Annotated in this window: 24 protein-coding genes; 13 read left to right on the top strand and 11 right to left on the bottom strand. The window is 73.9% G+C overall.

Annotated features, from left to right (window positions below; all coding sequences use genetic code 11):
- Positions 1 to 69: 69 nt before the first annotated feature.
- The gene (locus ACWIYF_RS21300; protein WP_448624819.1) at positions 70 to 1,167 is read left to right on the top strand and encodes an EAL domain-containing protein; all 1,098 of its coding nucleotides are present in this window, start codon (positions 70 to 72) and stop codon (positions 1,165 to 1,167) included.
- Here the strand turns inward: ACWIYF_RS21300 and ACWIYF_RS21295 are convergent.
- Positions 1,145 to 1,726: a histidine phosphatase family protein gene (locus tag ACWIYF_RS21295; RefSeq protein WP_448624818.1), complete on the bottom strand. Its 582-nt coding sequence runs from the start codon at positions 1,724 to 1,726 to the stop codon at positions 1,145 to 1,147. The genes ACWIYF_RS21300 and ACWIYF_RS21295 overlap by 23 nt on opposite strands.
- A gap of 28 nt (positions 1,727 to 1,754) precedes the next feature.
- On the bottom strand, positions 1,755 to 2,195 hold the full coding sequence (locus ACWIYF_RS21290) for an STAS domain-containing protein (RefSeq protein ID WP_448624817.1): 441 nt from the start codon (positions 2,193 to 2,195) through the stop codon (positions 1,755 to 1,757).
- 196 nt (positions 2,196 to 2,391) lie between these two features.
- Here ACWIYF_RS21290 and ACWIYF_RS21285 point away from each other — a divergent pair, with 196 nt between their 5' ends.
- Genes ACWIYF_RS21285 through ACWIYF_RS21275 form a run of 3 tightly spaced genes read left to right on the top strand, consistent with a single transcriptional unit; the run spans position 2,392 to position 5,823 of the window.
- A complete protein-coding gene (locus ACWIYF_RS21285; RefSeq protein ID WP_448624816.1) occupies positions 2,392 to 3,546 on the top strand; it encodes an acyl-CoA dehydrogenase family protein in 1,155 nt (384 codons plus the stop codon).
- Positions 3,539 to 4,213 (top strand): PaaI family thioesterase, encoded by a 675-nt coding sequence (locus ACWIYF_RS21280; RefSeq protein ID WP_448624815.1) that lies wholly within the window; start codon positions 3,539 to 3,541, stop codon positions 4,211 to 4,213. The genes ACWIYF_RS21285 and ACWIYF_RS21280 overlap by 8 nt, the downstream gene beginning before the upstream one ends.
- 53 nt (positions 4,214 to 4,266) lie before the next feature.
- Positions 4,267 to 5,823, top strand: a complete 1,557-nt coding sequence (locus tag ACWIYF_RS21275; protein WP_448624814.1) for an AAA family ATPase — start codon at positions 4,267 to 4,269, stop codon at positions 5,821 to 5,823.
- A 14-nt stretch (positions 5,824 to 5,837) separates the two neighbouring features.
- On the opposite strand, the gene ACWIYF_RS21270 is transcribed toward ACWIYF_RS21275, so the two are convergent.
- Entirely contained in the window at positions 5,838 to 6,956 is a 1,119-nt protein-coding gene (locus tag ACWIYF_RS21270) for an NAD-dependent epimerase/dehydratase family protein (protein ID WP_448624813.1), read from the bottom strand.
- A 47-nt stretch (positions 6,957 to 7,003) separates the two neighbouring features.
- Between ACWIYF_RS21270 and ACWIYF_RS21265 the strand changes: the two genes are divergently transcribed.
- Entirely contained in the window at positions 7,004 to 7,354 is a 351-nt protein-coding gene (locus ACWIYF_RS21265) for a VOC family protein (protein WP_448624812.1), read from the top strand.
- 30 nt (positions 7,355 to 7,384) lie between these two features.
- On the opposite strand, the gene ACWIYF_RS21260 is transcribed toward ACWIYF_RS21265, so the two are convergent.
- The 3 genes from ACWIYF_RS21260 to ACWIYF_RS21250 form a co-directional block, all read right to left on the bottom strand.
- A complete protein-coding gene (locus tag ACWIYF_RS21260; protein ID WP_448624811.1) occupies positions 7,385 to 7,786 on the bottom strand; it encodes a DUF6841 family protein in 402 nt (133 codons plus the stop codon).
- 92 nt (positions 7,787 to 7,878) lie between these two features.
- A complete protein-coding gene (locus ACWIYF_RS21255; protein ID WP_448624810.1) occupies positions 7,879 to 8,211 on the bottom strand; it encodes a cupin domain-containing protein in 333 nt (110 codons plus the stop codon).
- A 75-nt stretch (positions 8,212 to 8,286) separates the two neighbouring features.
- On the bottom strand, positions 8,287 to 9,609 hold the full coding sequence (locus ACWIYF_RS21250; RefSeq protein ID WP_448624809.1) for an MFS transporter: 1,323 nt from the start codon (positions 9,607 to 9,609) through the stop codon (positions 8,287 to 8,289).
- 101 nt (positions 9,610 to 9,710) lie between these two features.
- On the opposite strand from ACWIYF_RS21250, the gene ACWIYF_RS21245 reads away from it, so the two are divergent.
- From ACWIYF_RS21245 to ACWIYF_RS21235, 3 genes are read left to right on the top strand one after another with little or no spacing between them, the layout of a single operon-like run.
- Complete coding sequence (locus ACWIYF_RS21245) at positions 9,711 to 10,133, top strand: SRPBCC family protein (protein WP_448624808.1); 423 nt, start codon at positions 9,711 to 9,713, stop codon at positions 10,131 to 10,133.
- Positions 10,126 to 10,446 carry an ArsR/SmtB family transcription factor gene (locus ACWIYF_RS21240; protein ID WP_448624807.1) on the top strand — a complete coding sequence of 107 codons (321 nt, stop codon included), beginning with the start codon at positions 10,126 to 10,128 and terminating at the stop codon, positions 10,444 to 10,446. Before ACWIYF_RS21245 ends, ACWIYF_RS21240 begins: the two co-directional genes overlap by 8 nt.
- Positions 10,443 to 10,889 (top strand): SRPBCC domain-containing protein, encoded by a 447-nt coding sequence (locus ACWIYF_RS21235; RefSeq protein ID WP_448624806.1) that lies wholly within the window; start codon positions 10,443 to 10,445, stop codon positions 10,887 to 10,889. Before ACWIYF_RS21240 ends, ACWIYF_RS21235 begins: the two co-directional genes overlap by 4 nt.
- On the opposite strand, the gene ACWIYF_RS21230 is transcribed toward ACWIYF_RS21235, so the two are convergent.
- A complete protein-coding gene (locus ACWIYF_RS21230) occupies positions 10,876 to 11,706 on the bottom strand; it encodes an alpha/beta fold hydrolase (protein ID WP_448624805.1) in 831 nt (276 codons plus the stop codon). The genes ACWIYF_RS21235 and ACWIYF_RS21230 overlap by 14 nt on opposite strands.
- A 162-nt stretch (positions 11,707 to 11,868) precedes the next feature.
- Between ACWIYF_RS21230 and idi the strand changes: the two genes are divergently transcribed.
- Complete coding sequence (gene idi, locus ACWIYF_RS21225) at positions 11,869 to 12,396, top strand: isopentenyl-diphosphate Delta-isomerase (protein ID WP_448624804.1); 528 nt, start codon at positions 11,869 to 11,871, stop codon at positions 12,394 to 12,396.
- Positions 12,397 to 12,400: 4 nt separating this feature from the next.
- Here idi and ACWIYF_RS21220 read toward each other — a convergent pair whose 3' ends face one another.
- Together ACWIYF_RS21220 and ACWIYF_RS21215 are read right to left on the bottom strand one after the other, a co-directional pair.
- Positions 12,401 to 14,944, bottom strand: a complete 2,544-nt coding sequence (locus ACWIYF_RS21220) for a putative bifunctional diguanylate cyclase/phosphodiesterase (protein ID WP_448624803.1) — start codon at positions 14,942 to 14,944, stop codon at positions 12,401 to 12,403.
- A gap of 99 nt (positions 14,945 to 15,043) precedes the next feature.
- Entirely contained in the window at positions 15,044 to 17,044 is a 2,001-nt protein-coding gene (locus ACWIYF_RS21215) for a S8 family serine peptidase (protein WP_448624802.1), read from the bottom strand.
- Between the two features lie 410 nt (positions 17,045 to 17,454).
- Here ACWIYF_RS21215 and ACWIYF_RS21210 point away from each other — a divergent pair, with 410 nt between their 5' ends.
- From ACWIYF_RS21210 to ACWIYF_RS21200, 3 genes are all read left to right on the top strand, one after another.
- Positions 17,455 to 18,306 (top strand): polysaccharide deacetylase family protein, encoded by an 852-nt coding sequence (locus tag ACWIYF_RS21210; RefSeq protein ID WP_448624801.1) that lies wholly within the window; start codon positions 17,455 to 17,457, stop codon positions 18,304 to 18,306.
- 78 nt (positions 18,307 to 18,384) lie between these two features.
- Positions 18,385 to 19,164 carry an SDR family NAD(P)-dependent oxidoreductase gene (locus ACWIYF_RS21205; protein WP_448624800.1) on the top strand — a complete coding sequence of 260 codons (780 nt, stop codon included), beginning with the start codon at positions 18,385 to 18,387 and terminating at the stop codon, positions 19,162 to 19,164.
- A gap of 11 nt (positions 19,165 to 19,175) precedes the next feature.
- A complete protein-coding gene (locus ACWIYF_RS21200) occupies positions 19,176 to 19,457 on the top strand; it encodes a hypothetical protein (protein WP_448624799.1) in 282 nt (93 codons plus the stop codon).
- A 1-nt stretch (position 19,458) separates the two neighbouring features.
- Here the strand turns inward: ACWIYF_RS21200 and ACWIYF_RS21195 are convergent, their stop codons facing one another.
- Positions 19,459 to 21,795, bottom strand: a complete 2,337-nt coding sequence (locus ACWIYF_RS21195; protein ID WP_448624798.1) for a SpoIIE family protein phosphatase — start codon at positions 21,793 to 21,795, stop codon at positions 19,459 to 19,461.
- Complete coding sequence (locus tag ACWIYF_RS21190; protein ID WP_448624797.1) at positions 21,792 to 22,388, bottom strand: biliverdin-producing heme oxygenase; 597 nt, start codon at positions 22,386 to 22,388, stop codon at positions 21,792 to 21,794. Before ACWIYF_RS21190 ends, ACWIYF_RS21195 begins: the two co-directional genes overlap by 4 nt.
- A 267-nt stretch (positions 22,389 to 22,655) precedes the next feature.
- On the opposite strand from ACWIYF_RS21190, the gene ACWIYF_RS21185 reads away from it, so the two are divergent.
- Positions 22,656 to 25,472, top strand: a complete 2,817-nt coding sequence (locus tag ACWIYF_RS21185; protein ID WP_448624796.1) for a hypothetical protein — start codon at positions 22,656 to 22,658, stop codon at positions 25,470 to 25,472.
- Positions 25,473 to 25,593 lie beyond the last annotated feature (121 nt).

Below are 25,593 nucleotides of genomic sequence, written 5' to 3'. Positions count from 1 at the left end.
GCCCGGAACTGATCCTGCCGCACCGCGCGCCTGTCCGGACAGGGGTGGCGCATCGGTCATCCTCGGTTCGTGGGCACTGCGGAACACCCGGGATGGGAGCTGCCGGGGCGCGCGACCCGGATCCTGCTCGCGACCCCGATCAGTCACGTCCTCCCGGCGATCGCGCGCACCGCGCGCGCCATGGGCCTGTCCGTGCACGCCGCGCCGCGGATGCTCGACATCGTCGACGAGCGGGGCGGCCGCTGGCTCGACCGGCTCCTCGCCCGCCTGGCGCACGAGCTGACCGACGCCGAGACCCAGGTGGTCCGCGTCGCCACCGACCCGCCGGCGGACGACGACGCGTTCGCCTCCGCGCTGCTCAACGCACCCACGCTCGCCGTCGAACTGGCCCGCCGCGGCATCACCGTGGAGATCGGCGTCCTGGCCGAGGCCGAGTTCTGGTCGGTCTACCAGCCGATCGTGTCGCTGGACGGCCGGGCCAAGGTCGCGCACGAGGCCCTGCTGCGCGGCATCGTCGACGGCCGGGAGGTGTCCGGCGGCGACCTGTTCTTCGTGGCCGAGTCGGCCGGCTGGCTGCACCGGCTCGACCGCATCGGCCGCGAGGCCGCGGTGAACGGCGCCGCCGGCTGGCTGGGCGAGGCCGACCTGTTCGTCAACTTCTCGCCGCGGTCGGTGTTCCGCGCGCAGGTCTGCCTGGCCAGCACCGAGCGGGCCGCGCACGACGCGGGGATAGAGCCGCGCCGGCTCGTCCTCGAGATCGGCGAGGCGGAGGCGATCGCCGCCCGCGGCCACCTGGACTCGGTGCTCGAGCACGTGCGCTCGGCCGGTTTCCGGGTCGCCCTCGCCGAGGTCGGCGCCGGCTGGGCCGGCCGGTCGCTGTTGTCGGCGGTCCGCCCGGACGTCGTCAAGCTGGACAAGGCGCTGGTCCGCCAGCTCCCGGAGGACGGCGCGCGCACGATGATCCAGGCCGTGGTCGAGCAGGCGCACACCTTCGGCGCCGTCGTCGTCGCCGAGGGCGTGGAGAGCGAGCGGATCGCCGCCGAGGTCACCGAACTCGGCGCCGACCTCGGTCAGGGCTGGCTGTTCGGCCGTCCCTCGCGGCCGCGCGCCGCGGTCGAGGAGCCCGCCACCGGGTGGCAGCCGGTCAGCGCAGTCCCCACCCGGTGAGCGCCGGCCGGGCGTGCTCGTGCCCGAGCACCCCGAAGGAGCCGGCCGGCAGGGCGAACAGCGCGCCCGCCTCGGGACCGAGCCGCAGCCAGCGCGCGGTGAGCACGCGCAGCACGTGCCCGTGCGCCACGAGGACGACGTCGCCGTCGGCCAGCCGCGGGCGCAGCCGGTCCAGCACCCGGTCCACCCGCGCGGCCACCTGCTGCAGCGTCTCGCCCGGCGTCGTTCCCGGGACCACGGGATCGCGCCACACCGACCACTCCTGGCCGAGCTCCGCGCTGATCTCCTTGGTCGTCCGGCCCTCGTAGCCGCCGTAGTCCATCTCGACGAGGTCCTCGTCCACCGCCGTCGGGGACAAGCCGGCCAGCTCGGCGGTGCGCCGGGCCCGCTGCCGGGGGCTGACCCAGACCTCCGCGAACGACCGGCCGGCCAGGGTGCGCCCCAGCCCGCGCGCCTGCTCCTCGCCCTCCGGAAGCAGCGGCAGATCGGTCACGCTGGTGTGCTGACCGCTGCGGCTCCACTCCGTCTGCCCGTGCCGCAGCACGACGACCTCGCCCACGGAGCCCTTCCTACCGGTCCGGCGCCGGTCAGCTCCAGCGGTGGAGGGGGATCGCGCCCACCGGGGTGCGGGCGGGCCGCAGGCTCGGCCGCGTGCGCAGGCTCGCCGGGCGGCGTGCCGGACGGTCCGGTTCCGGCGCGACCCGCTGGTACACCGGGCCGTCGAGGGTGAGGACGTCGGCCAGGCCTGCCGCGCGGATCAGCCGCCGGGTGGCCGCGCCCGCGCCCACGATCCGGCAGCCGCGCCCGTCCCCGGCCAGCTCGGCGCCGACCTCGGCCAGCGTGCGCAGGGCGGAGCTGTCCCAGAAGCGGGCGGCGGCCACGTCGACCACCAGGTGCGGCGTGCCGAGGCCGGCGGCCTGGGCGAGGGCGTCGGAGAGCAGCGGGACGGTGGAGAGGTCGGCGTCGCCGGTGAGGCGGACGACGACCTGGTCGGGGGCTGGGACGAGGACGACGTTGAGCAGTGGCACAGGGTCTCCGGGCGGGGCGCTGTGTCGGGGGCCATGGGCTGCAGCCGGTTCCGACCCTATGCCGTTTCCTCGCTCCGGCACAACACATTGTCATGACTTGACTCCGTTGCGTTTAGAGAAGTTCGCCAGACCGCCACCTCCCGGCGGCCCCGACCCCGCGCGGCCGCAGCGCTCCTGAGGGGCCACCATGAGCGGCATGGACGCCGAGGACTTCCGCCAGATCCGCGACGCCGTCCGGCAGCTCGTGCGTGAGGAGATCATCCCGCGCGAGGAGCAGATCGAGGACGACGACCGCGTGCCCGACGACCTGCGCGCCCAGGCCGCCGAGATGGGCCTGTTCGGCTACGCGCTGCCCGAGGAGTACGGCGGGCTCGGCGTCACCATGTCCGAGGACGTGCAGCTCGCCTTCGAGTTCGGCTACACGACGCCGGCGTTCCGCTCGCTGTTCGGCACCAACAACGGCATCGCCGGCCAGGTGATCGCCAAGTTCGGCAACGAGGAGCAGAAGAAGGCCTACCTGCCGCGGCTGGCCGCCGGGGAGCTGATCGGCTCGTTCGCGCTCACCGAGGCCGAGGCCGGGTCGGACCCGGCCGGGCTGCGCACCACCGCCCGCAGGGACGGCGACGGCTGGGTGATCAACGGGTCCAAGCGCTACATCACGAACGCGCCGATCGCCGACGTCTTCATGGTGTTCGCCCGCACCGACCCCGAGGAGAAGGGCGGCCGCGGCATCTCGTCCTTCGTCGTCGAGAGGTCGACGCCGGGGGTGAGCGTCGGGCCCAAGGACAAGAAGATGGGTCAGTCCGGCGCGTGGACCGCCGAGGTGTTCTTCGACGACGTCCACGTGCCGGCCGAGGCGCTGATCGGCGAGGAGGGCCGGGGCTACGCCAAGGCGCTGACCGTGCTCTCGCGGGGGCGGCTGCACATCGCCGCGCTCTGCGTCGGCATGGCGCAGCGCGTGCTCGACGAGTCGGTCGCCTACGCCGCCGCCGCCAAGCAGGGCGGCGCCCCGATCGGCCGGTTCCAGCTGGTCCAGGCGATGCTCGCCGACATGCACGCCGAGCTGCTGGCCGGCCGCAGCCTGGTGCTCGACGTCGCCGCCCGCTACGACACCGGCGAGGACACCTCGGTCGGCCCGTCGTCGGCCAAGCTGTTCTGCACCGAGATGGTCGGCCGCGCCGTCGACCGGGCGGTGCAGGTGCACGGCGGCATGGGCTACCTGCGCACCACCCCGGTCGAGCGCTTCTACCGCGACGCCCGGCTGTTCCGGCTCTACGAGGGCACCAGCGAGGTGCAGCGGCTGATCATCGGCGGGGCGCTGCTGCGCGAGGCGGGTATGAGCCGTGGCTGAGGAGCGGGCCGTCCGGCGGGACGCCGTGGGCGCGCTCGGGTCGGCACTGCGCGAGCTGGTCGACGTCGCCGTCCGCACCGAGGTGCCGGTGGCCGACCTGGAGAAGGCCGCCCTCATGACCAGGGAGGTGACCGAGCTGCTGCGCGCCCAGCTGCGCGAGGTGCACGAGATCCCGTCGGTCGACGACCCGGAGACCGGGGAGCGCTGGTACAGCCCGGTGTACGGGCCGGGCAGCCCGGTGGCGCCGCCGATGGCGGTCGAGGACTTCCCGGACGAGGGCCGCTGCGTCGGCCGGGTCACGGTCGGCAAGCCGCACGAGGGGCCACCCGGCCTCGTGCACGGCGGCGTCGTCGCGACGCTGCTCGACCACGTGGTGGCCCGGTCGGCCCGCGTCACGGGCCACGGCGGCCTGACCGCGACGCTGACGGTCAGCTACCGGCGGCCGGTGCACCTCGGCGTCCCGCTGCTGGTCACCGGCGAGCTGCTCTCCGTCGACGGCCGGCGGGCGAAGGCCGTCGGGCGGCTGGTGGCGGAGGACGACCCGGGCACGACGCTGGCCGAGGCGGAGGGGCTGCTCGTGTCGCTGCGCGCCGAGCGCGCGTCGGAGGTCTTCGCCCGGACCGGCCGCGCGGTGGGGGCCTGGACGTCGAAGTCCTCGGACGGCTGACCGGGGCGAAAGGCGGCTGACGAGGCGGTTCGGTTCCGCTACGGTCCGCGGCCGTGGAGCACGGTGCGGGATGGGCGAGCTACGGCCCGGCCCCGGAGCTGGACGGCGGGGCGCCCGAGCCGCTGCGGCCCGAGCTGGCCGACGTCGGCCGGCTGCTGCGCCGCGGCGTGAAAGCCGTGGTCGGCGCCGCCCGTGCCGACGAGCGGATCACCCTCTCCCGGATCCTGACCGACCACCTGGGCGAGGGCGCGGCCGGGCTCGAGGTCGTGCAGGAGCGCGGGCCGAGCTACGAGCACGTCAACATGCAGGCCGGGCTGGATGCCTGGCTCGCCGACCCGGCGCGGAGCTCGCAGCTGGTCGGCATCGTCGGCTACCAGCACCGGCCGTTCGGGCTGGGGGAGCTGCTCACGGGCATGGACTCCTCGCCCCACGACCCGTTCGGGCCCCGGCCGGGCAACCCGTCCCGGGTCAACCGCGCTGCGGGCCCGGACGGCGAGGTCCGGCCGTGCATCCGGTGCGGCCTCTACCTGATCACCGAGGGGGAGACCCGGCTGGCCGTGTTCTTCCGCGGGCCGGAGCCGGAGATCGGCATGCCGGTGACGTCGCTGCACGTGGCCGGCACCGACCCGGAGCGGGCGCGGCGGGCCGCCGCCGAGATCCGCGCGGAGGCGCTGGCGCGCAACGTCTTCCGCGGGCAGGTGCTCTCCTTCGGTGGCGAGGTGTTCGGCGGGGAGGTGTTCGGCCCCAGCGAGGCCCTGCTGGCCTTCCACCGCCGTCCCACGCTGTCGGTCGAGCAGCTCGTGCTGGACCCGCAGACGCTGGCCGAGGTCGAGCGGCAGGCCGTCGAGGTGGCGCGGCACAAGGACCGCCTGCTGGCCGCCGGCCAGCACCTCAAGCGCGGGCTGCTGCTCTTCGGCCCCCCGGGGGTCGGGAAGACGCACACCGTCCGGTTCCTGATGAGCCGGCTGGTCGGCACGACCGTGGTCCAGCTGACCGGCGATGCCCTGCGGTTCGTCGCCGAAGCCTGCTCGATCGCCCGCGCGCTGCAGCCGGCGATGGTCGTCGTCGAGGACGTCGACCTCATCGCCGAGGAGCGCGGCATGCACCCCGGCCAGCACCCGCTGCTGTTCCAGCTGCTCAACGAGATGGACGGGCTGGCCGAGGACGCCGACGTCTTCTTCGTGCTGACCACCAACCGGCCGGACCTGCTGGAGCCGGCGCTGGCCGCCCGGCCCGGCCGGGTCGACCAGGCGGTGGCCCTCGAGCTCCCCGACGCCGCGGCGCGGCGGGCGCTGTTCGAGCTCTACCGCGGCGACCTCGACGTCGACACGTCCCGGCTCGACGACGTCCTCGCGCGGACCGAGGGCGCGACCGCCTCCTTCCTCAAGGAGCTGCTGCGCCGCGCGGCCCTGGTCGCCGCCACCCGCACCCCGGACGCCACCGCGATCGCCGTCTCGGCCGACGACCTCGCCCGAGCCCTGGACGAGCTGCTCGACAGCCGCAACGCGATGACCCGCGTCCTGCTCGGCAGCGCGCCCGCGCAGACGGTGGTCTGGCCGGAACGCCCTGGGGGCTCGTTCGGACCCAGCCCCGAGGCGTTCCCGGGCTGAGGTCCCTCGCCGGGTCAGTTGGCGCGGGGGCCGGGGGCGTTCGCGGGGTCGCCGGCGGGGTCGCGCGCGGGGCCGCCGGCCGGCTCCAGCAGCGGGCCGGGCGCGCCCTCCCCGCGGCCGAGCGCGGCCACGAACTGGGCGAGCACCTCGTCGCCGCGGTGGAACGGCGCCCAGTCGAGCAGCTTGCGGGCCCGCGTGCTGTCCAGCGCCGGCGCCTGCAGGCCGATGTCCAGCCAGCCGGGCTCGGTGGGCACCAGTCGCGCGGTGAACGCCGCGCGCAGCGCCGTCCGCAGTGCGAGGGCCGGCACGGGGACGCGGACGACCCCGAGCGCCCGCGCGATCGCGTCGCCGTCCATCAGCGGCTCCGCCGCGAGGTTGAACGCGCCCGACGCCCGCCGGTCGAGGATCCGGCCGAGCGCGTCGGCGACGTCGTCGGCGTGGATGAACGCCACGGCGACGCCGGGCAGCGGCAGGGGGAGCAGGTGGGCCAGCGCCGGGGGCAGCATCCGGCCGAGGCCGAGGAGCACCGGCCCGAGGAAGTAGCGGCCGATCTCGCTCGCCGCCTCGGGCTGCAGCACCAGCGTCGGGCGCACGATGCTCGAGACGACCTCCGGGTGGCGGGTCATGATCTCGCGGACCGCCCGCTCCGCCTCGGCCTTGTCCCGGCTGTACTGCGAGGTCGGGATGCCGGTGGTGGGCCAGTCCTCGGTCACCTTCTGCGCCGGGGCGCCGGGGGCGTAGGCACCCAGCGAGGACATGTGGACGACGTGGCCGACGCCGGCCGCGACCGCGGCGCGCACCACCCGGCGGGTGCCCTCGACGTTGACCCGGCGCAGCTGCTCGGGATGCCGGCCCGGCTGCAGCGCCCAGGCCAGGTGGACGACGGCGTCCGCCCCGTCGAGGAACTCCGGCAGGACCTGCTCGCTGGCCGCCTCCCCGAGGTCGGCCAGGTGCCAGCGCAGGCGGTCGTACGGCGCGATGTCCGGCGGCTGCCGGCGGGCCAGCGCGCGGACCTCGGCCACGCCGCTCCCCGGGGCCGTCAGCCGCCGCACCAGCGCCGTCCCGACGTTGCCGCTGGCGCCGGTGACCGCGACGGTCAGCCCCTGGAGGTGGCCGGGTGAGAGCTTCGCCATGCGCTGGGCGCTACCCATCCGGACCGCCGGGAACCTACGGTCGCTGCGTGATCAAGGGCGCACACGTGATCCTGTACAGCAGCGACGCGGACGCCGACCGGGCGTTCCTGATCGACCTGCTGGACCGGCCGTCGGTCGACGCCGGCGGCGGGTGGCTGATCGCGCAGCTGCCGCCGGGCGAGGTCGCCGTCCACCCGGCCGAGACCTCCGGGGCGGTCGAGCTGTACCTGGTGTGCGACGACGTCGACGCGACGGTCGCCGAGTGGACCGCCAAGGGCGTCGAGTTCGAGACGCCCGTCAGCGACGAGGGCTGGGGGCGGGTGACCACGCTCCGGCTGCCCGGCGGCGGGCGGCTGGGCGTCTACGAGGCCCGCCACCCGCTCGCCTTCGAGCTCTGACCTCCGGCGGGGCCCGCTCGGTGGGGGCGGTCAGCCCGCCGAGTGGCCGAGCAGGGCAGAGATGCGGGGGCCGGCGGGGCCGTCGGTGATGACGTAGGTCGTGTCCACGCGGGCGATCTCGGAGCCGTCTGCCCGGAGCCGGACGAAGGCCGCGCGGTGCAGCGCACACGTCCGGTTGACCACGGTGGTGGCCGCGGAGAGCTCCTCGCTCCGGTCGTAGCCGGCCGCGCGCATGCCGGCGATCTGCTGACGTGCGGCGGCGAGCACCAGATCCTCGTCGGAGAGGGAGACGGAGCCGGAGTCGGTGCTGACGAGCAGGGGCACCCCGTAGTGGGCGAGCAGCCGCCGGGCGTCGTCATCGTCGCCGCGTCCGAGAGCGATGAAGTCGGCCAGGTAGGCCTGGAACCAACTCCTGACACTGAGTTCATCCATCCCCGTCACCTCCCCGCGCTGGGTGGCGATCTGCGCACATCGTCGTGCCACCTGCGGCCCGGAACGGCCCGATCCCACCGGGTCAGCCGGACTCAGGCGGGGCCCAGCGCCGGGCCGCCGGAGCCGCTCCCGTCCTTGAGCTCGACGAACAGCACGTGCGTCTCGGTGTCGCCGATGTTCTCGCCGGCGTGCTCCTGGGCCGGCAGCCAGCCGGTCGTCCCGGCGGCGATCTCCACGTCGCGGACCTGGTCGCCGTGGATCAGCCGGCGCCGGAACGAGCTCAGCGTGTGCATGACGCTGTCGGGGTGCGCGTGCGGCGTCGTCCGGTCCCCGGGCCGGTCGGTGTACTCGAGGACGCGCACCCGCTCGTTCTCGAAGACGACGGCGTAGTGCTCCGGGTTGGTCTCCCCGGGGTCCAGGCTCATGGGCGGTCACTCTGGCCCGCAGCGACCGGCGTGGCCATCCCCTGCCGCGCAGCCGGTCGCGCACCTCGTCCGCGGTCATCCGTCCAGGGCCCGGCCGCGCAGCTCCGGCAGCCCCCAGGTGGCCAGCGCGCCGAGGGCGAAGAAGAACGCGAAGACGCCGAACACCAGCCCGCTGCCGCCGGCGTCGAGCAGCGGCGGCACGGACAGCGGCGCGAGGATCGAGGCGATCCGGCCGAAGCCCGCGGCGGCGCCCGCGCCCGAGGCCCGCAGCGCGGTCGGGTAGACCTCCGGCGTCACCGCGTACAGCGCGCCCCACGCGCCGAGGTTGAAGAACGACAGCACCATCCCGGTCAGCAGGACGGCGGTCGCGCCGTCCGCGGCGGCGAACAGGCCCGCCCCGAGCGCGGAGCCGACGAGGAAGACCGCGAGCGTGGGCCGCCGTCCCCACTTCTCGATGAGGAACGCCGCCGCCGCGTACCCGGGCAGCTGGGCCAGCGTGATGACCAGCGTGTAGCCGAACGAGCGCACCAGCGAGAAGCCGGCCTCGACCAGCAGCGTCGGCAGCCAGATGAAGGCGCCGTAGTAGGCGAAGTTGATGCTGAACCACACGACCCAGAGCGCGGCGGTGCGCACCCGGGTGCCGGCCGCCCACAGCCCGCGGGCGCGCGGCGCGGCGGCCGGCGCGGCCGGGGGAGCCGACGGCGGGACGACGCCGGCGGCGTCCTCGAACCGCCGCACCGCCGCCTCCGCCTCCTCGGTCCGGCCGCGCAGCTCGAGGAAGCGCACCGACTCCGGCAGCGTCCGCCGGACGACCGCCGCGTAGACGGCGGGCACGGTGCCCAGCGCCAGCGCCCACCGCCAGCCGGCGTCGCTGCGCGGGACGACGAGGTAGCCGATCAGCGCGGCCAGCACCCAGCCGACCGCCCAGAACGCCTCCAGCGCGACGACCACCCGGCCGCGCACCCGCGCCGGCGCGAACTCGCTCACCAGCGTCGAGGCGACCGGCAGCTCGGCGCCCAGGCCGAGCCCGATGAGGAAGCGGAAGACCAGCAGCGCGCCGACCGACCACGACAGCGCCGCGGCGCCGGTCGCGACGCCGAAGACCAGCAGGGTCAGCGCGAAGACCTGCCGCCGGCCGAACCGGTCGGCCAGCAGCCCGCCGAGGGTCGCGCCGAGTGCCATACCCACGAAGCCGATCGAGCCGATCCACGACAGCTGGCCGGCCGACAGCGACCACTGCGCGGCCAGCGCCGCCATGACGAACGAGATCAGCCCGACGTCCATCGCGTCGAGCGCCCAGCCCAGGCCGGAGCCGACGACGAGCCGGCCGTGCTCCCGCGTGAAGGGCAGCCGGTCCAGGCGCTCGGCCCGGGTCGACGCGGCGGTCGTGGTCGTCATGACCGGCCCGGATACCCGGGCTTTCGGTACAGAAAGCACCTTCCTGCTCCGTAACCTTTGGGTTACGGTAACCGCCACGTTACCGAAGCAGAGGAGCCGGCATGAGGTCCTACGAGTCGACGGCGTCGATCGCCGCGAGCCCGGACGACGTCTGGGCGGTGCTCGTCGACGCGGCCGGGTGGCCGTCCTGGGACTCCGGGGTGGCCGCCGTCGAGGGCACGATCGCGGAGGGGCAGAAGATCACGATCAGGTCGGCGGCCGCGCCGGGGCGCGCCTTCCCGGTCCGGGTGACGACGGTCGAGCCGTTCCGCCGGCTGGTGTTCAGCGGCGGCATGCCGCTCGGCCTGTTCCGCGGGGAGCGCACCTACACGCTGACCCCCGACGGCGACGGCACCCTGTTCCGGATGCGCGAGGAGTACACCGGACCGCTGCTCGGTCTGATCTGGCGGTCGATGCCCGATCTGCAGCCGTCGTTCGACCAGTTCGCCGCCGGGCTGCGCAAGCGCGTCGAGTCGGGTGCCTGAGCCCGCCGCCCGGGACCCGTTCGACGCGCTCGGCGACCCGAACCGGCGGGAGATCCTGAGCCTGCTCGGCCGCGGCGACCGCTCGGTCCAGGAGATCGCCGCGGCGCTGCCGATCAGCCGGCCGGCGGTGTCCCGGCACCTGCGGCTGCTCAAGGAGGCGGGGTTCGTCGCCGAGGAGCCGCGCGGCACCCGGCGCATCTACCGCCTCCGCGAGGAGGGGCTCGACGCGGTGCAGGCCTACCTGCAGCGCGTGTGGGGTGAGGCCGCCGTCCGCTTCCGGCTGGTCGCCGAGAACACGAGGGAGCGGCCGTGACCGCCGAGCCCCTGCGGCTGGCCTTCGAGGTCGCCTGCTCCGGCGAGCACGCCTTCCGCACCTGGACGGCGGGCATCGCCGGGTGGTGGCCGGCCGACCACACGGTCAGCGGGTCCACGGAGGCCACCGTCGTCCTCGAGGGCCGCGTGGGAGGCCGGATCTACGAGCGGACGGCGGACGGCGCCGAGCACGAGTGGGGCGAGGTGACCGTCTGGGAGCCACCGGTCCGCCTGGGCTATCTGTGGTTCCTGCGCACCGACCGCGCCGACGCCACGGACGTCGAGATCCGCTTCCTCCCGGTCGGGGACTCGGCCACCCGGGTGGAGATCGAGCACTCGGGCTGGGCGCGGCTCGGCGAGCGCGGTCCCGCCTGGCGCGAGCGCAACCTCGGTGGGTGGTCGACGCTGCTGCCGCACTTCCGGGAGGCCGTCACGCCGTCCTGACGTGCGCGGTGATCAGCTCGGCGGTGCGCTCGGGGGCCAGTTCGGGGATCCAGTGCGGCACGTCCTCGAGCACCTCGAGCCGGTAGGGCGCGTCGACGAAGCGGGCGGTGGCCTCGGTGGCGGTGCGGCCGAGGAAGGTGTCGCCGGTGCTCCAGACGTGCAGCGTCGGCACCCGCACGGTGCCGACCGGCTGGCGGGCGCTCCACGGGATGGCCCGGTACCAGTTCAGCGCGCCGGACAGGCAGTCCGGCTCCTGCAGCCGGTTGACGTACTGGTCGACCTTCTCGGCCGGGAGCCCGCCGCGGGACAGCGCCCGGCGCAGGGCCGCGCCGTCCCGGGCCATCAGCAGGGTCTCCGGCACGAACGGCAGCTGGAAGAAGGCCATGTACCAGGAGCGCAGTCCCTGGTCGCTGCGCAGCGCGGCCTGCTGCATCGCCGCCGGGTGCGGCGTGGAGAGGGAGGTGAGCGTGCGCAGCCGGTCGGGGTGCCAGGCGCCGAGGGCCCACGCCACCGCGCCGCCCCAGTCGTGCCCCACCACGTGCGCGCGGTCGATCTCCGCGGCGTCGAGCAGCGCGAGGACGTCGTCGGCCGCGTCGCGGATTCGGTAGTGCGCCCGCCCGACCGGCCGCGCGCCGGGGGAGTAGCCCCGCTGGTCGGGCGCCAGCGTGCGCAGGCCGGCGGAGTGCAGGGCGGGGGAGACCCGGTCGAAGGCCGTGCAGTCCTGCGGGAACCCGTGCAGCAGGACGACGGGCTCGCCGTCGGGAGGTCCGCCGTCCTGGACGTCGAAGACCATGTCACCGCGCCGGAAGCTGTCCACGGGGTCAACTCTGCCGCTCGGCAACCCGGTCCGCGTGCGGGGGCCGCGGATCGCTGTCCTGGCTCACGGCAGCGCGTCCTGGCTCACGCTGCACCGTGAGCCAGGAGCCCCTGGGATCAGCTCGGCTGATCCCAGGTGGCAGCCGCCTGGGACGATGGGGGAGTGGCGGAGGAGCTGATCGTGCTGGTGGACGACGCGGGGACGGCGATCGGGACGCTGCCCAAGGCGCAGGTGCACCACGGCGAGACCCCGCTGCACCGGGCCTTCTCCGCCTACCTCTTCGACGACGCCGGCCGGCTGCTGGTCACCCGTCGCGCGGAGGACAAGCAGACGTTCCCCGGCATGTGGACCAACACCGTCTGCGGCCACCCGGGTCCGGGGGAGGACGACGCCGCCGCCATCGCCCGCCGCGCGGACTTCGAGCTCGGCCTCGGCGTCGCTGCGCTGCGGCCGGCGCTGCCCGGCTACCGCTACCGCGCGGAGTTCCGCGGGGTGGTCGAGAACGAGGTGTGCCCGGTCTACCTCGGCCGGTTCAGCGGCACCCCGGCGCCGGACCCCACCGAGGTCGCCGACTGCGAGCTGCTCGACTGGGCCGCGTTCCGCCGCCGGCAGGAGACCGAGGGTGACGCCTGGTCGCCCTGGTGCCGCGAACAGGCCCGCCTCATCGAGGCCGCGGGTCTGGTCCCGTAGCCGGTCAGGCGGTGGTGGTCAGGTCCTCCGACGTCTCCTGGCCGGGGATGTCCTCCCAGGACTCACCGCGGACCAGCGACATGACCATGTCGGCGTCCACGGGCCGGGAGAACAGATAGCCCTGCGCCAGGTCGCAGCCCAGCGCCGCCACGTGCTCCTGCTGCTGCGTCGTCTCGATGCCCTCGGCCACGGTGAGCAGGCCGAGCGTGCCGGCGAGCTCGACGATGGCGCGGGTGATGACGTCGTCGTGCGCGTCGCGGCCGAGGCCGTCGACGAACTCGCGGGCCACCTTGAGCATGTCGATCGGGAAGCGGCGCAGGTAGGCCAGCGACGAGTAGCCGGTGCCGAAGTCGTCGATCGCGATCCGCACGCCGAGGTCCTTGAGCGCCCACAGGGTGGCCGCCGCGGTGTCGCGGTCGTGCATGAGCATCGTCTCGGTGATCTCCAGGACCAGCCGGTGCGGCTCGAGCTCGGACTCGGCCAGCGCCGCGCGGACCTCCTCCACCAGCCCCTCGTGCTGCAGCTGCCGCGCCGAGAGGTTGACGGTGACCAGCAGCTCGTCGTCCGGGGCGATCGAGCGCACCCAGCGCGCGGCCTGCCGGCAGGCGTCGCGGAGCACGACGACACCGATGTCGGTGATCAGGCCGGTCTCCTCGGCCAGCGGGATGAACTGGTCCGGCGTCCGCAGGCCCTGGGTCGGGTGCTGCCAGCGGACCAGGGCCTCCGCGCCGATCGGCCGGCCGGTGCGCATGTCGATCAGCGGCTGGTAGGCCACCACGAACTCGCCGTTGCGCACGGCCGCAGCCAGCTCGGACTCGGCGTCCTGACGGATGTCGCCCTGCTCGCCGAGGCCCTCCTCGTAGAACAGGTGCGAGTTGCCGCCGCTGCGCTTGGCGGCGTACATCGCGATGTCGGCCTGGCGGATGAGGGCGTCGGCGTCCGCGATGCCCTCGTCGCCCAGGGCGACGCCGATGCTCATGCCGACGGTGGCGATCCGGCCGTCGCCGAGGTCCACCGGGACCTCCAGCTGCGAGCGGATCCGCCCGATGACCCGCTCGACGCCCTCGCGGTCGATGGGGCCGCCCAGCAGGATCGCGAACTCGTCGCCGCCGAGGCGGGCCGCGGTGTCCGACGGCCGCAGGCAGGCGCGGAAGCGGTCGGCGACGGTGCGCAGCAGGAGGTCGCCGGCGTCGTGGCCGTAGGTGTCGTTGACCGGCTTGAAGCCGTCGAGGTCGATGTAGAGGATCGCCGGCCACACCTGCGAGCGCCCGGCCGACTCGACCGCCTGCTTGGCCCGGTCCAGGTACAGCGTGCGGTTGGGCAGCCCGGTCAGCGGGTCGTGCAGCGCCTGGTGGCGCAGCTGCTCCTTGAGGTCGGTGACCTGGCGCAGCGTCTCCTCCAGCCGGCCGCGCTCCAGGGACGTGCCCACGTGCCGGGAGAACGTCTCGAGCAGGGCGAGGTCGCTGTCGGTGAACGTGGTGACCTCACCGTGGCGCCCGCCGATCACGAGCAGGCCGTGCACCCGGTCGTCGGTGCGCAGCACCGCGGCGATGGCGTCCTTGAGGCTGCGGTCGGAGGCGTAGGTCTCCAGCCCGCCCCGGCCCACGCCGGCGCGCGTCGTGAGCACACCCGCGGCCATGGCGGTGCGCAGCAGGCCCTGGAAGGACTCGCGGTCCTCGAGCGGGGCCAGCACGGTCGGCTCGGTGCCCTCCCGGCTGGTGCTCACGGTGAGCGCCTCGCGGTCGGTCGTGTCCAGGAGGACCAGCTCGGCCATCTCGGCCCGGAAGGCCGACCGGACCGAGGTCAGGAACTCGCCGAGGGCGGCGTGGCTGTCGCTGTGGTGCAGCAGCGCGGTGACCTCGTGCAGCCGCCGCAGGTTCTCCTGCTGCTGGTGGGCCTTGGTGAAGGCGCGGTAGGCGACGATGATCAGGGACGTCGGCAGGGCCAGCAGGGCCAGCGCGGCCGGGTCGTCGACCGCGGTGCGGGCGACGACGAGGCCGACGGCCGCCGCCGCGATCGCGGCGGGCACGGTCGGCGTGCACATCGCCATGAACTTGCTGAGGTCGACGCGGCCCTCGGAGATGCTGATGACCGCGAAGATGCAGGCGTTGCCGACCAGGGTCGCGCTGACGACGGCGACCAGGGCGGCCAGCCAGTACCAGGACGTGGCCAGCGGCGCGGACAGGACCGCGTCGATGACCGTGGCCACGCAGCCGGTCAGCGCGCACAGGGCCGTGTTGAAGCAGAGCTTGAGGCCCCGCTGCTTGCGGTGCAGGAACAGAGCGGCCGCGACGCCGGCGAAGTAGGCGACGACGAGGTCGCCCGGGGTGGTGAGCATGAGGCCGGCGGCCATCACCAGGTCGCTGACCGAGAAGCTGTGCGAGTCCTTCTTCACCTGGACGTGGACGGGGAAGGCCTCGCTGATCGCGAAGGCCGCCGCCCAGAGCACCCACGGCAGGGCCACGGCCGTGGGCGCTCCGGGAAGCGTGCGGACGACGACGGCGAACAGCGCCACCGCCACCGCGGCCAGGGCGGCCGTGAGCAGCATGATCCGCTGGGGAACATTGAGCCGGATCGCACGCGATCCCGTGACAGGAGCACCGTTCGCCATCGTCGTCACCTCCTTCTGGGTTCAGTTACCGGTCGTTCAGGACCACGAGTTGCTGGACCAGGTCACCCCGGACCACGTGACACCGCTCCAGGTCACCCCGGACCAGGTCACGCCGCTCCAGGTCACCCCGGACCACGTGACACCGCTCCAGGTCACCCCGGACCAGGTCACGCCGCTCCAGGTCACCCCGGACCACGTGACGCCGCTCCAGGTCACCCCGGACCAGGTCACGCCGCTCCAGGTCACCCCGGACCAGGTCACGCCGGAGAGCTCCGGCTGCTCGGCCGGCTCGGCCTGCTGCTCGGTGACGCCCTCGGCGATCGTCTCGGCCGAGGAGTCCTCGATGTCCGTGCCGGTCACGTCGACCTCGCCGGTCACGGTGTCACCGTCGACCTCGACGTGGACCGAACCACGCGCGGCCTCGAGCGAACCGTCACCGGTGGAGCGCGGGTAGTTCTGGACCGCGTTCTCCGGGGTGGGCGTGTTCAGGGCGGTGGCCAGGTCGAGCAGGCCGCTGCCCTGCCGGGCGGCACTGGCGCCGGGGATCTCCTGGGCAGAGCCCATGAGCAGCGCCTTGACCTCGTCCGGCGTGATGTCGGGGCGCTGCGAGATGAGCAGCGCCGCTGCACCGGAGACGACCGCGGCCGCCTGCGAGGTGCCGCTCCCGCGGAACAGCCGGTCACCGATGCGCGCGGTCGGGTGCTCCTGGTCGAGGAACGAGTTCGGGCTCCGCAGGCTGACCACGCGCTCACCGGGAGCGACCAGGTCGGGGTTGCGGGTGCCGTCACCGTCGTTCGAGAACGAGGAGACCGTGTCGTCGGCCGTCGTGGCCGTCCCGTTGGCGTTGGCGCTGCCGACCGCGAGGACGTACGGGTCGTAGGCCGGGTTGTTCACCTTCTGGGTGCCGAAGCCCTCGTTGCCGACGGCGACGACGGCGACGATGCCCTTGTGCCAGGCCTGCTCGGCCGCGTAGGCCAGCGGGTCCAGCAGGTAGCTCTGCACACCGTCGGTGCCGAACGACATGTTCAGCACGCGGATGTTCAGGCCGTTCTCGTCCCCGTGCTCGACGACCCAGTCGATCGCGGCGATCGCCTGGGAGACGTCGGTGCGCCCCAGCGCGTCAGCGACCTTGATGCTGACGATCCGGGCGTCCGGCGCCATGCCGACGTAGCTGTCCGAGTCACCGCTGTAGGGGGCGGTGGCGTCGGCGTCGTGACCGGCGATGATGCCGGCCATGGCGGTGCCGTGACCGTTGGTGTCCAGGTTCTCCACCGGCGTGCCGGCCTCGAAGGACAGGTCGGGGCCGTAGACCAGCCGGCTCGGGTCGTCGAGGCCGGCGACCGGGACGGTGCCCGAGTCGATGACCGCCACGTCCACACCCTGGCCGGTGTAGCCCGCGTCCCACATCGCCGACGCGCCGGTGACCTCGTTGGCGAGCGTGTAGAGCGAGCCGGCCTGAGCCGCCTGCGCCGCCACGTCACCGACCGCGGCCACGGCGTCCTCCGCGACGTCAGCGACCGCCGCGGTGGTGTCCTCCGCGACCTCGCCGACCGCCGTGGCTGTGTCCTCCGCGACCTCGGCCACGTCGGTCACGGTGTCCTCGGTGACGTCGGCGACCGCCGTCGTGGTGTCCGCGACAGCCGTCGTCGTGGCGGTCGTGGCGTCGGTCACCGTGGAGGTCACCGGCGCGGTCACCGTGGAGGTCACCGGCGCGGTCACCGTGGAGGTCGTGTCGGTGACGGTCTTGGTGACCGACCCGATCAGACCGTCGCCGAGGCCGTTGAGGGTCAGCGTCGCGTCCTGGGTCACCGCGGCGACGCCGGGCACGGCCCGCAGCGCGTCGAACCGGTCGGCCGGCAGCTTCGCGCTGAAGCCCTGGAAGACCGAGAACTGCTGGGTGACCGAGCCGCCGAACGCCTCGACGGCGCGCTCGGGACCGTTCTCGGTGCCCTCCTGCTCCTGGACGATGACCGGGACGAGAGCGGCCGACGACGGGCTCGCGGCCGAGGCGGCCGACGCCATCGCGGGACCGGCCACGCCTGCGGCCAGGAGGAATGCGGTCGCGACCGTCGCGACCCTGCGTGCGTGCAGGGGCAGCCCGCCCCATGTCACGCCCTGTGAGGCGAGGGCGGGTGCCCTTCCCCTCGTACTGCTGAGCATCACGTGCACCTCCGTGTGTTGGTTGCGATGCCTTGCGCGAAGGGCTTCGGCTCAGCGGGGGAGTTGCTGGATGGACCCCAGCGGGAAAAGGACGCAGGTTCACCCCTCCGGGGGGTGGGGCGGCGGCCCCGGGTACGTCGTCACCAGTGACGTAGCGTGGCCGGGCGTACGCTGAGAGCACCCGACACCATCACTGTCCGTATATCGCGTCTGACCCTGCGAATGGCTGCGGCGCGTCGCCCGCGCGCTGCCCGGGGCGCGGTCCGGCCGTCGTTAGCGTCCCGGCCATGGACCGACGGCGGTTCCTCCTCTTGTTGGCAGCGGGCGTCTCGGGCGCGGCGGTCGCCCACGGCACCGAGCAGATCCGGCCTGCCCGGGCGGCGGAAGCCCCCCCGGCCGCCGCCCCGCCGGCGGCCGCCGCCGGGCCACCGGCGGAGCCCGCGGCGAACGTCGTCGGCCTGGTGCCGGTCGATCCGCCGCTCGGGGTGGTGACCGACCTGCCCGGCGAGGGGACGTCGCTGGCGCTGACCATCGACGACGGCACCAGCACCGAGGTCGTGGCCGCCTACGCCCAGTTCGCGGCCGACACCGGGGTCCGGCTGACCTTCTTCCCCAACGGGATGTACAGCTCCTGGACCGACAACGCCGCCGCGCTGCAGCCGCTGATCGACTCCGGGCAGGTGGCGATCGGCAACCACACCTGGTCGCACCCGGACCTGATGACGCTGTCCGACGCGGAGATCGCCGAGGAGATCGCCCGCAACCGCGACTTCCTGCGGAACACCTTCGGCGTCCGGGACATGCCGTTCTTCCGGCCGCCGTTCGGGTCGCACGACGAGCGGGTGGACGCCATCGCCGCCGACCAGGGGCACCCGACGATCGCGATGTGGAACGGCACCCTCGGTGACTCCACCGTGCTGACGGGTCCGGAGCTGGTCGCGTTCGCCCGCGAGTGGTTCATCGAACAGGCGATCGTGATCGGTCACGCCAACCACCCGGCGGTCACCACGGTCTACGGGGAGCTGCTCGACCTGATCAGCGAGCGCAAGCTGCGCACGGTCACCCTCGCCGACGTCTGGGCCACCCCCGCCGATCGGCTGCCCGGGCTGGCCGCACCCGGGCGGGCGCCCACCCGCTGACCGCCCGAACTGCGGGCCGCCCGGTTGTCCGCGAGAGTGATCACGAGCAGGCGCTGATCACCCAGAACGGAGAACTGCATGGACGTCACCGGGTCGCTCAAGGGGCGTGTCGCCCTGGTCACGGGCGGGGCGAGCGGGCTCGGCCGGGCGACCTGCGTCGCCCTCGCCGAGGCCGGCGCGCACGTGGCCATCGGCGACATCAACGCCGCCGGCAGCGAGGAGACCCGGGCGATGGTGGCCGAGGCGGGCGGCTCGGCCGACGTCGTCGCGCTGGACGTCACCGACGACGAGAACCGGCGCGGCGTGGTCGGGGCGCTCTTCGACCGGCACGGGGACGCCTTCGACATCCTGGTCAACGTCGCGGGCATCGACCGCCCGGGCTACATCACCGACATCGACCTCGCCGACTACCGGATGGTGCAGGCGGTCAACTGCGAGGGCCCGATCTTCCTCACCAGCGAGTTCATGAAGCGCGTGCAGCACCTGCCGGAGGGCCGCACCGCCGACGTCGTCCACATCGTGTCGCTCTCGGCGATCACCTCCGGCAGCGGCGCGATCGCCTACAACGGCTCCAAGGCCGGGTTCCGCAACGCCACCAGGTGCATCCAGCGCGAGCTGCGGGAGAAGGCGATCCGGCTGCCCGACGGCAGCGAGCGGCCGTTCCCCTGCCGCGTCCAGAGCGTCATCCCCGCGGCGATGGACACCCCGATGATGGAGCAGTGGGGCATCCCGTCCCACCTGATGATGCCGCCCTCCGCCGTGGCCGAGACCGTCCGCACGTTGCTCCTGCTGCACCCGTCGGCCTACGTTCCCGAGATGCAGATCGTGCCGCGCCTCGAGCCGAACTTCCCCCGCTGAGGAGATCTGCGATGGACCGCGACGACCTCCCCGACAGCGCTGAGTTCCCCGACAGCGCGATGGCCTCCGGATCCGACGCCGGCGCGCCGGGTGAGCACCTCGGCCCCGCCGACCTGGGGCCCGACGAGCAGCGGCTGCTGCAGGCGCTGGAGAGCGACGTCGACCGAACACCCGCCGACGAGGACGCCGACCTGGTCGCGGAGGCGGCCGAGGACGAGACCCCGTTGCCGGGGGCCGGCGGTGCCCAGGACGACGGGCTGAACCCGCGCTTCTCCAACCCCGAGCAGGCCTGAGCTACCGCGGCCGGAGGCGGACGGCGACCAGCGCGACGTCGTCCTCGGCCCGTTCGGGCAGCAGCCGGGCGAGGAGCGCGTCGCACAGCTCCTCGACCGGCCGCTCGCGCAGGCCGGCCAGCTCCTGCCGCAGGTGCTCCACGCCCTCGTCGAAGACCTGGTCCCGGCGCTCGACGAGCCCGTCGGTGTAGAGGACGACGGTGGCGCCGCGCTCGAGCACGACCTCGCTGTCGGCGCGGGATACCGCGGGCGCGACCCCGAGCATCAGCCCGGGCGCCGCCAGCACCCGCTGGGCGCCGTCCGGGTCCACCACCACCGGCGGCAGGTGGCCGGCGCTCGACCAGCGCAGCCGGGTGCCGGCGCCGGTCTCCTCGAGGCGGGCGACCAGCACGGTGGCCATGGCGCCGAGGCGGAGTCCCTCGATCGCGCCGTCGAGCCGGGCCAGGACGGCAGCCGGGCTGTCGGCGCTGTCGTAGGCGATGCCGCGCAGCAGCCCACGCAGCTGCGCCATGCACGCCGCCGCCTCGGTGTCGTGCCCCGCGACGTCGCCGATGACCAGCATGGTCGACCCGTCGGGCTGGCCGAAGACGTCGTACCAGTCGCCGCCGACCTGGGCCTCGCGCGCCGCGGGCACGTACCGCACGGCCACCTGCAGGTGCTCGGGCTGCGGGGGATCGGAGAGCAGGCTGCGCTGCAGCGTCTCGGCGGCGCGCACGATGCTGCGCGAGCGGGCGTAGAGCGCCTCGAGCAGGTGGGTGCGCAGCTCGGTCGCCTCGGCCACCTGCTGGCCGGTCCAGGGCTCCGAGCGGCCGCGCACGACCTCCCGCCAGCGGTCGAAGGACCGGCGCGGGGAGAGCCGGACCTCGTCCCCCTCCCGCATCGCGATCGCCTTGTTGTGCGGGTCGCCGCCCCAGTCGACGGTCTGCACCCTCTCGCCGCGGAACCAGAGGATGAACTGTCCCTCCGGCAGCGGCAGCACGAGCACGCCGCAGGCCAGCTCGACCGGCACGCCGAGCTCGGGCGCCTGCCGCGGCAGGGCGTCGGTGGCGACGACGTCGGCCCCGCGGGTGGCCGCCCAGCCGGCGACGGCCTCGGCCAGGCCGTCCGGCAGGGTCACGCCGCGGCTGCCGGTGTGCCCCTGCAGCCGGACGACGACGCCGTCGGCGGGCAGCAGGTCCAGCAGGTCCGGCGAGCCGAGCAGGGTGTCGGCCAGCGGGCGGTCCTCGTCGAGGGTGGCCGCGGTGAGCCACGCCAGCGTCGAGCGGACCCGCAGCGCCCGCTGGGTCTCCTCCTCCAGCGCGCGGTCGACCAGCCGCAGCGACAGCGTGGACCCGAGGAACTCCGCCGCGGCGCGGGTGGCGTAGGGCGGGGCGTGCGGCCCGGCGTAGTGGTGGCAGGCGATGAGGCCCCAGAGCCTGTCGTCGCGCAGCAGCGAGATCGACATCGAGGCGCGCACGCCCATGTTCTTCAGGTACTCGATGTGGATGGGGGAGACGCTGCGCAGCGCCGAGTACGTCAGGTCCAGCGGCCGGTCGTTGCCGGGGTGGTCGGTCGGGACCAGCGGCGCCGGCACGTAGTCGACGTCGGAGATCAGCCGGATCCAGTTCTTCTCGTACAGCGCCCGCGCCTGCGCCGGGATGTCGGAGGCCGGGTAGTGCAGCCCGAGGAAGGAGTTCAGGTGCTCGGCCCGGGCCTCGGCGACGACCTCGCCGTTGTACTCGGCGTCGTACCGGTAGACCATCACGCGGTCGAAGCCGGTCAGCGTGCGCACCGCCTGGGCGGTGATGTCGTAGAGCTCCTGCAGCGTGCTGGCCCGGTTGAGCTCGCCGACCGTGCCCCGGACCGCCTGGTAGGTGTTCGGGAAGGAGAACGGCCGCGGGCCGCGGGCCGGCTCGAGTTCGACCACCAGGCTCGACACCGCCTCGCCGCCGGTGTCCGCCGGCAGGCCGGGCAGCGGGGGGTCGCCGGGCCGGATGACCGCCCGGTGCAGGATGGCGTCGACCGGCACCGGCGTCCCGTCGACGTCGAGGGTGAGCTCCACCGGGTTGCGCTCCCGCAGGTCGCCGAAGGCGCTGGCGGTGAGCGCCACCGCCTCGGCGGGGGCGACGCCCAGGACCTCCCGGAGCGGCCGGCCGAGCGCCTCGGCGGGGGGAACCCCGGTCAGTTCGGCCACGTTGTCCGACACCTGCTGGACGACCAGGTGCGGCTCGCTCACCGCGAGCAGGACGCCGCGCGGCTGGATGCTGCCGGGGACGTGGATCGGCTCCCGGGCGCAGTTGTCGAGGTCGACCGGGGTGCCGGGGGCGAGCCAGTCGACCTCCGGCACCGGTCCGCTCACGCGGCCACCGGTGCGCACCAGGCGGCGAGCGCCCGGAACGTGGCGCCGGCGGCGGCGACCGCGCGGTCGGGATCGCTCACGCGCTCGCGGGTGAACCGCCGGAACGCGTGCCACATGGCACCGGTCTCGGCGCCGTAGGGGGAGAAGGCGGTGACCCGGACGCCGAGCCCGGGGAGGCCGGCGAGGTGGCGGTCGATGAACGTGCCGCCGAGCGTCGAGCCCTCGAGCACGTACATCCGGCCGAGCGCCTCGTCGGTCCCCTCGACGTCGGGCAGGACGGGGAGGCCGGGGACGGACTCGGCGCCGAGGGCGGCGAGGTCCGCGGCGAACAGCGCCGCCCGCCGTCGGCGGCCCCACTCCACCGCGCCCGCGGGCTCCGGCTCGCGCTCGGCCCAGTCGTCCAGCCCCGCCTCGGCGGCCCGCCAGAACGCGTGCAGCCGGCCGAGGACGTCGGCCAGGCGGGCCCGGTCGAGGTCGGGACTCATCAGGTCGAGCGCGGACTCGACCTGCTCGTGCTCGCGCGCCGTCGCCGTCCGCAGCGTCCGCAGGACGTCGACGCCGCTACGAGGCGACGCCTCTTCCCCTGCAGCCATTGCCGCAAGCTTAGGTGCACTATGAATCACCTGCTCAGCCGTCCGGCCTTGAGCCCGGTGTCCGCAGACGGCGTGCTTGTCCGCGAGGCGCGTCCCCCGGACCGTGCGGCTGGGCGCCAGACTCAGCGGCCAGGTGCGAAGCCCGGTTCACACCGGATTGACGGCTCGGTGACGACTCGTCGGCACGATGAATGGCCATCGGCTGCCCGCGATGCTCCGTGGGCGCGCCTGGAGGACGCCGCACGTCCCGAGCGGCAGGAGCATGCCATGCCCGACGAACTATTCCGCTTCGTCCAGCTACGAGGGGCAGAGCCTGCGACGCCCCAGGAGTTGGGGCCTGTCCTCCGCGCTTGGTCGGAGCCCTCCAGCGACTTCGAGAACGCCGTGGTGGCGGCCGCGGGTGCCGGGGAAGACGTGGCCGCCGTGGCTAGGGAATGGCTGGCGGGCCCCGGCTCGGTCGAGGGGCCTCTCACCGGCTTACGGCGGCTCGACGAGTCTCTCGGTCCAGTCGAGACGCTAACCCTGAGGGGATTCGTGCGGCAGATCCGCGCCATCCTGGACGTGGAGGCGGTCGTGGACAACGCTCGGCTGACCGCTCAGGACGCCCTCATCGCGGTTGCCCTCCTGTCGGAGTTGGCGGGTGACGCCCGCGGCGACATCTCCCGGCTGGTGGTCGTGGCGGCGGTCGCCCAGCAGGCGCTGCGCTGGGAGGGTGAAGTCCGGGGCGGTGAGGAGGAAGAGTTCGACACCCGGCTTCGCGAGCTCTTGGACACCTGTTTGCCGGTCCTCTCGCCGGCGGTGTCCGCTCTACTCGTCCAGGAGGCGGCCGCCGACCGGATCCGCGAGGAAATCGCCCCTGACGAGGAGGGGGTCGAGATCCTGGAACCGGAGCGGATCCGACGGGATCGCGATGCAGCCCTGGCCGAACTCGTCGCGGTCCTCGTCAACCCCGACGACGCACTGGAACTTCGGCCCGCCCTCGAGGAGGACCCTCCGGATGAGTTGCCCCGGCGCCTCCGACCGACCGAATCAGTCACCCTGAGCGCTCCGCAGGTCCTCCTCCAGGGGGCAGTGCGCGATCGTCTGTCGGAGGGCACACGGGCGTTGCTCGATCGCGTCGCGCCGGGTGTCGTGAACGCGATATCCGCCATCGATGCGGTCGAGCGGGCGAGCGCTGTGCCCGGTCGTCGATCGGCCAGGGCCGCCGATGGGGTCCCCGATCCCACCGGCGGCTTCCCGATCGGATACGGGGCGCTGCGGCTCCCGGTCGCCGGGATGGTCCGGCCTCCGGGGATCGGTGAGCTCCTCAGCGTCCGGCGGGAGCACGACGAGTACGTCCTCGGCACGATCACCTACATCGAGAACGTCCTCTCCGGTGAGACCCGAGAACGAACGCACCGGCGGCTCGACCGCACGGAGGAGCAGACGTTCTTCGAGACGGAGCGCACCGTCGTGGACGAGCGGGACCTCCAGTCGACGGAGCGCTTCAGCCTCGAGACCGAGACCCGCAACGAGGTCAACGCGCAGGTGCAGCTGCAGGTCGGCGCGCAGGTCTCCGGGAGCTACGGGACGGTCCAGGCGTCGGCCAGCTTTGGCTACACCTCGTCGTCCGCAACGAGCAACGCCACGCGGACCGCGACCACCACCGCCCGGGAGACGGTCGACAGGGCGGTCAAGCGGGTTGCGGAGCGGACCCTTGAGCGACGCCAGCGCATCACCATCCGCGAGATCGAGGAGACCAACCGCCACCAGCTGACGAACGGGGACTCCCAGCCCAACAAGGCCGGGATCTACCGGTTCGTCGACGACGTACAGGAGGTCGGCGCCTACAGCTACGGTCTGCGGCTGATGTTCGAGGTGCACGTCCCCGAGCCGGGGGCGTACCTCCGCTGGCGGGCGGGGCAGGGGCCGCAGGAGGTCGGGGACCCGGAACCCGCGGCTCCCGCCCTGCCGGAGGACGGGCCCCTGACCTCGCCGGACCAGCTCGACGCCGCCAACTACCGTGACGTCGCCCGGCGGTACTCGGCGGCGGTCGAGCCTCCGCCGCCTCTCTTCACCACGGTCGCGGCGTCCGGCCGGCAGGAGTACCAGCAGAACACGCCGGGCGCCGCCACGCCGGCGTTCCTCTTCTACCGCTCCGAGGACCGCCTGGAGGTGCCGGACGGCTACCGGGCCGTGCGTGCCAACGGTGTCATGCACGCGAGCGCGTGGAAGTTCGACGTCTGGATCGCAGTCGGTGCCGCCACGTTTCACGACGCGAATGGGGACGCCGCTATGCCGCTACCCTTCAGCGTGCTGCTCGCGGACGAGGACGGCACGGTGCCCCTCGCCTTCACGATCAACAACGCCTGGGGATTCGCCTACACGGTCGAGATCGTGTGCCAGCGCACGGACCGCTTGCTGGAGCAGTGGCAGATCCGCACGTTCAACGCGATCATGCAGGCCTACGAGGCCCAGCACTCCGCATGGGAGGAGCGCCGTCGCGCGACGAGCATCAGCTCCGCCGGCATCGTGACCGGCCAGAACCCCGCCCTCAACAGGCAAGTGGAGCGCGCGGAGCTGAAGAAGTCGGTCATCAGCCTCCTGTCCGGCTCGCCGCTGCGCTCCTTCGGCGCGATCGTCCAGGCATCACCCGAGGACGAACCACTCATCGACGACGCAGCCGCGGTGGGTCAATCCGCAGTCATCTCGTTCTACGAGCAGGCATTCGAGTGGGAGAACATCGTCTACACCCTGTATCCGTACTTCTGGGGACGGCACACGGCATGGCCGTACGCAGCCAGCGGTGACGGCGTGGACGTGCTGCACGACGCCTTCCTCGAGGCGGGGCTCGCCAGGGCAGTGGTGCCCGTCAGGCCGGGATTCGAGCAGGTGGCGCTCTGGTTCTTCGCCACAGGACAGGTGTGGTACGGCGGCGCCCCGCCACCGATCAGCAGCTCCGACCCGCTCTACGTGTCGATCGCCGCCGAACTGGTGGCAGCGGCTCAGGCCGAGGGAGCCGGCGTGCTCCAAGGCAGCACCTGGCCGGTCACCACGCCCACCAACCTCATCTACCTCCAGCCCGGACCGGATCTGAACCCGTGAGCCCGCTGTCGGAGTCGGTGGCCGCCGCCGGCACGATCCGATCCGATGCGTCGCCACCGGTCGGAGCCGGACGAGGACTCGGTCGGCTCGGCGGTAGGGACGGTCCCCTGTCCTGCGCTGC

The sequence above is a fragment of the Geodermatophilus sp. URMC 64 genome (genome assembly GCF_053502555.1).
This window is presented reverse-complemented; position numbering and strand designations above follow the sequence as displayed.

What these genes read in the sequence shown, in the direction of transcription:
- ACWIYF_RS21260 (WP_448624811.1), bottom strand. Translation starts at nt 7,786, where the DNA reads ATGGATGAACTCAGTGTCAGGAGTTGGTTCCAGGCCTACCTGGCCGAC.
- ACWIYF_RS21285 (WP_448624816.1), top strand. Translation starts at nt 2,392, where the DNA reads ATGGACGCCGAGGACTTCCGCCAGATCCGCGACGCCGTCCGGCAGCTC.
- ACWIYF_RS21220 (WP_448624803.1), bottom strand. Translation starts at nt 14,944, where the DNA reads ATGCTGCTCACGGCCGCCCTGGCCGCGGTGGCGGTGGCGCTGTTCGCC.
- ACWIYF_RS21200 (WP_448624799.1), top strand. Translation starts at nt 19,176, where the DNA reads ATGGACCGCGACGACCTCCCCGACAGCGCTGAGTTCCCCGACAGCGCG.
- ACWIYF_RS21210 (WP_448624801.1), top strand. Translation starts at nt 17,455, where the DNA reads ATGGACCGACGGCGGTTCCTCCTCTTGTTGGCAGCGGGCGTCTCGGGC.
- ACWIYF_RS21205 (WP_448624800.1), top strand. Translation starts at nt 18,385, where the DNA reads ATGGACGTCACCGGGTCGCTCAAGGGGCGTGTCGCCCTGGTCACGGGC.
- ACWIYF_RS21245 (WP_448624808.1), top strand. Translation starts at nt 9,711, where the DNA reads ATGAGGTCCTACGAGTCGACGGCGTCGATCGCCGCGAGCCCGGACGAC.
- ACWIYF_RS21250 (WP_448624809.1), bottom strand. Translation starts at nt 9,609, where the DNA reads ATGACGACCACGACCGCCGCGTCGACCCGGGCCGAGCGCCTGGACCGG.
- ACWIYF_RS21190 (WP_448624797.1), bottom strand. Translation starts at nt 22,388, where the DNA reads ATGGCTGCAGGGGAAGAGGCGTCGCCTCGTAGCGGCGTCGACGTCCTG.
- ACWIYF_RS21270 (WP_448624813.1), bottom strand. Translation starts at nt 6,956, where the DNA reads ATGGCGAAGCTCTCACCCGGCCACCTCCAGGGGCTGACCGTCGCGGTC.
- ACWIYF_RS21255 (WP_448624810.1), bottom strand. Translation starts at nt 8,211, where the DNA reads ATGAGCCTGGACCCCGGGGAGACCAACCCGGAGCACTACGCCGTCGTC.
- ACWIYF_RS21185 (WP_448624796.1), top strand. Translation starts at nt 22,656, where the DNA reads ATGCCCGACGAACTATTCCGCTTCGTCCAGCTACGAGGGGCAGAGCCT.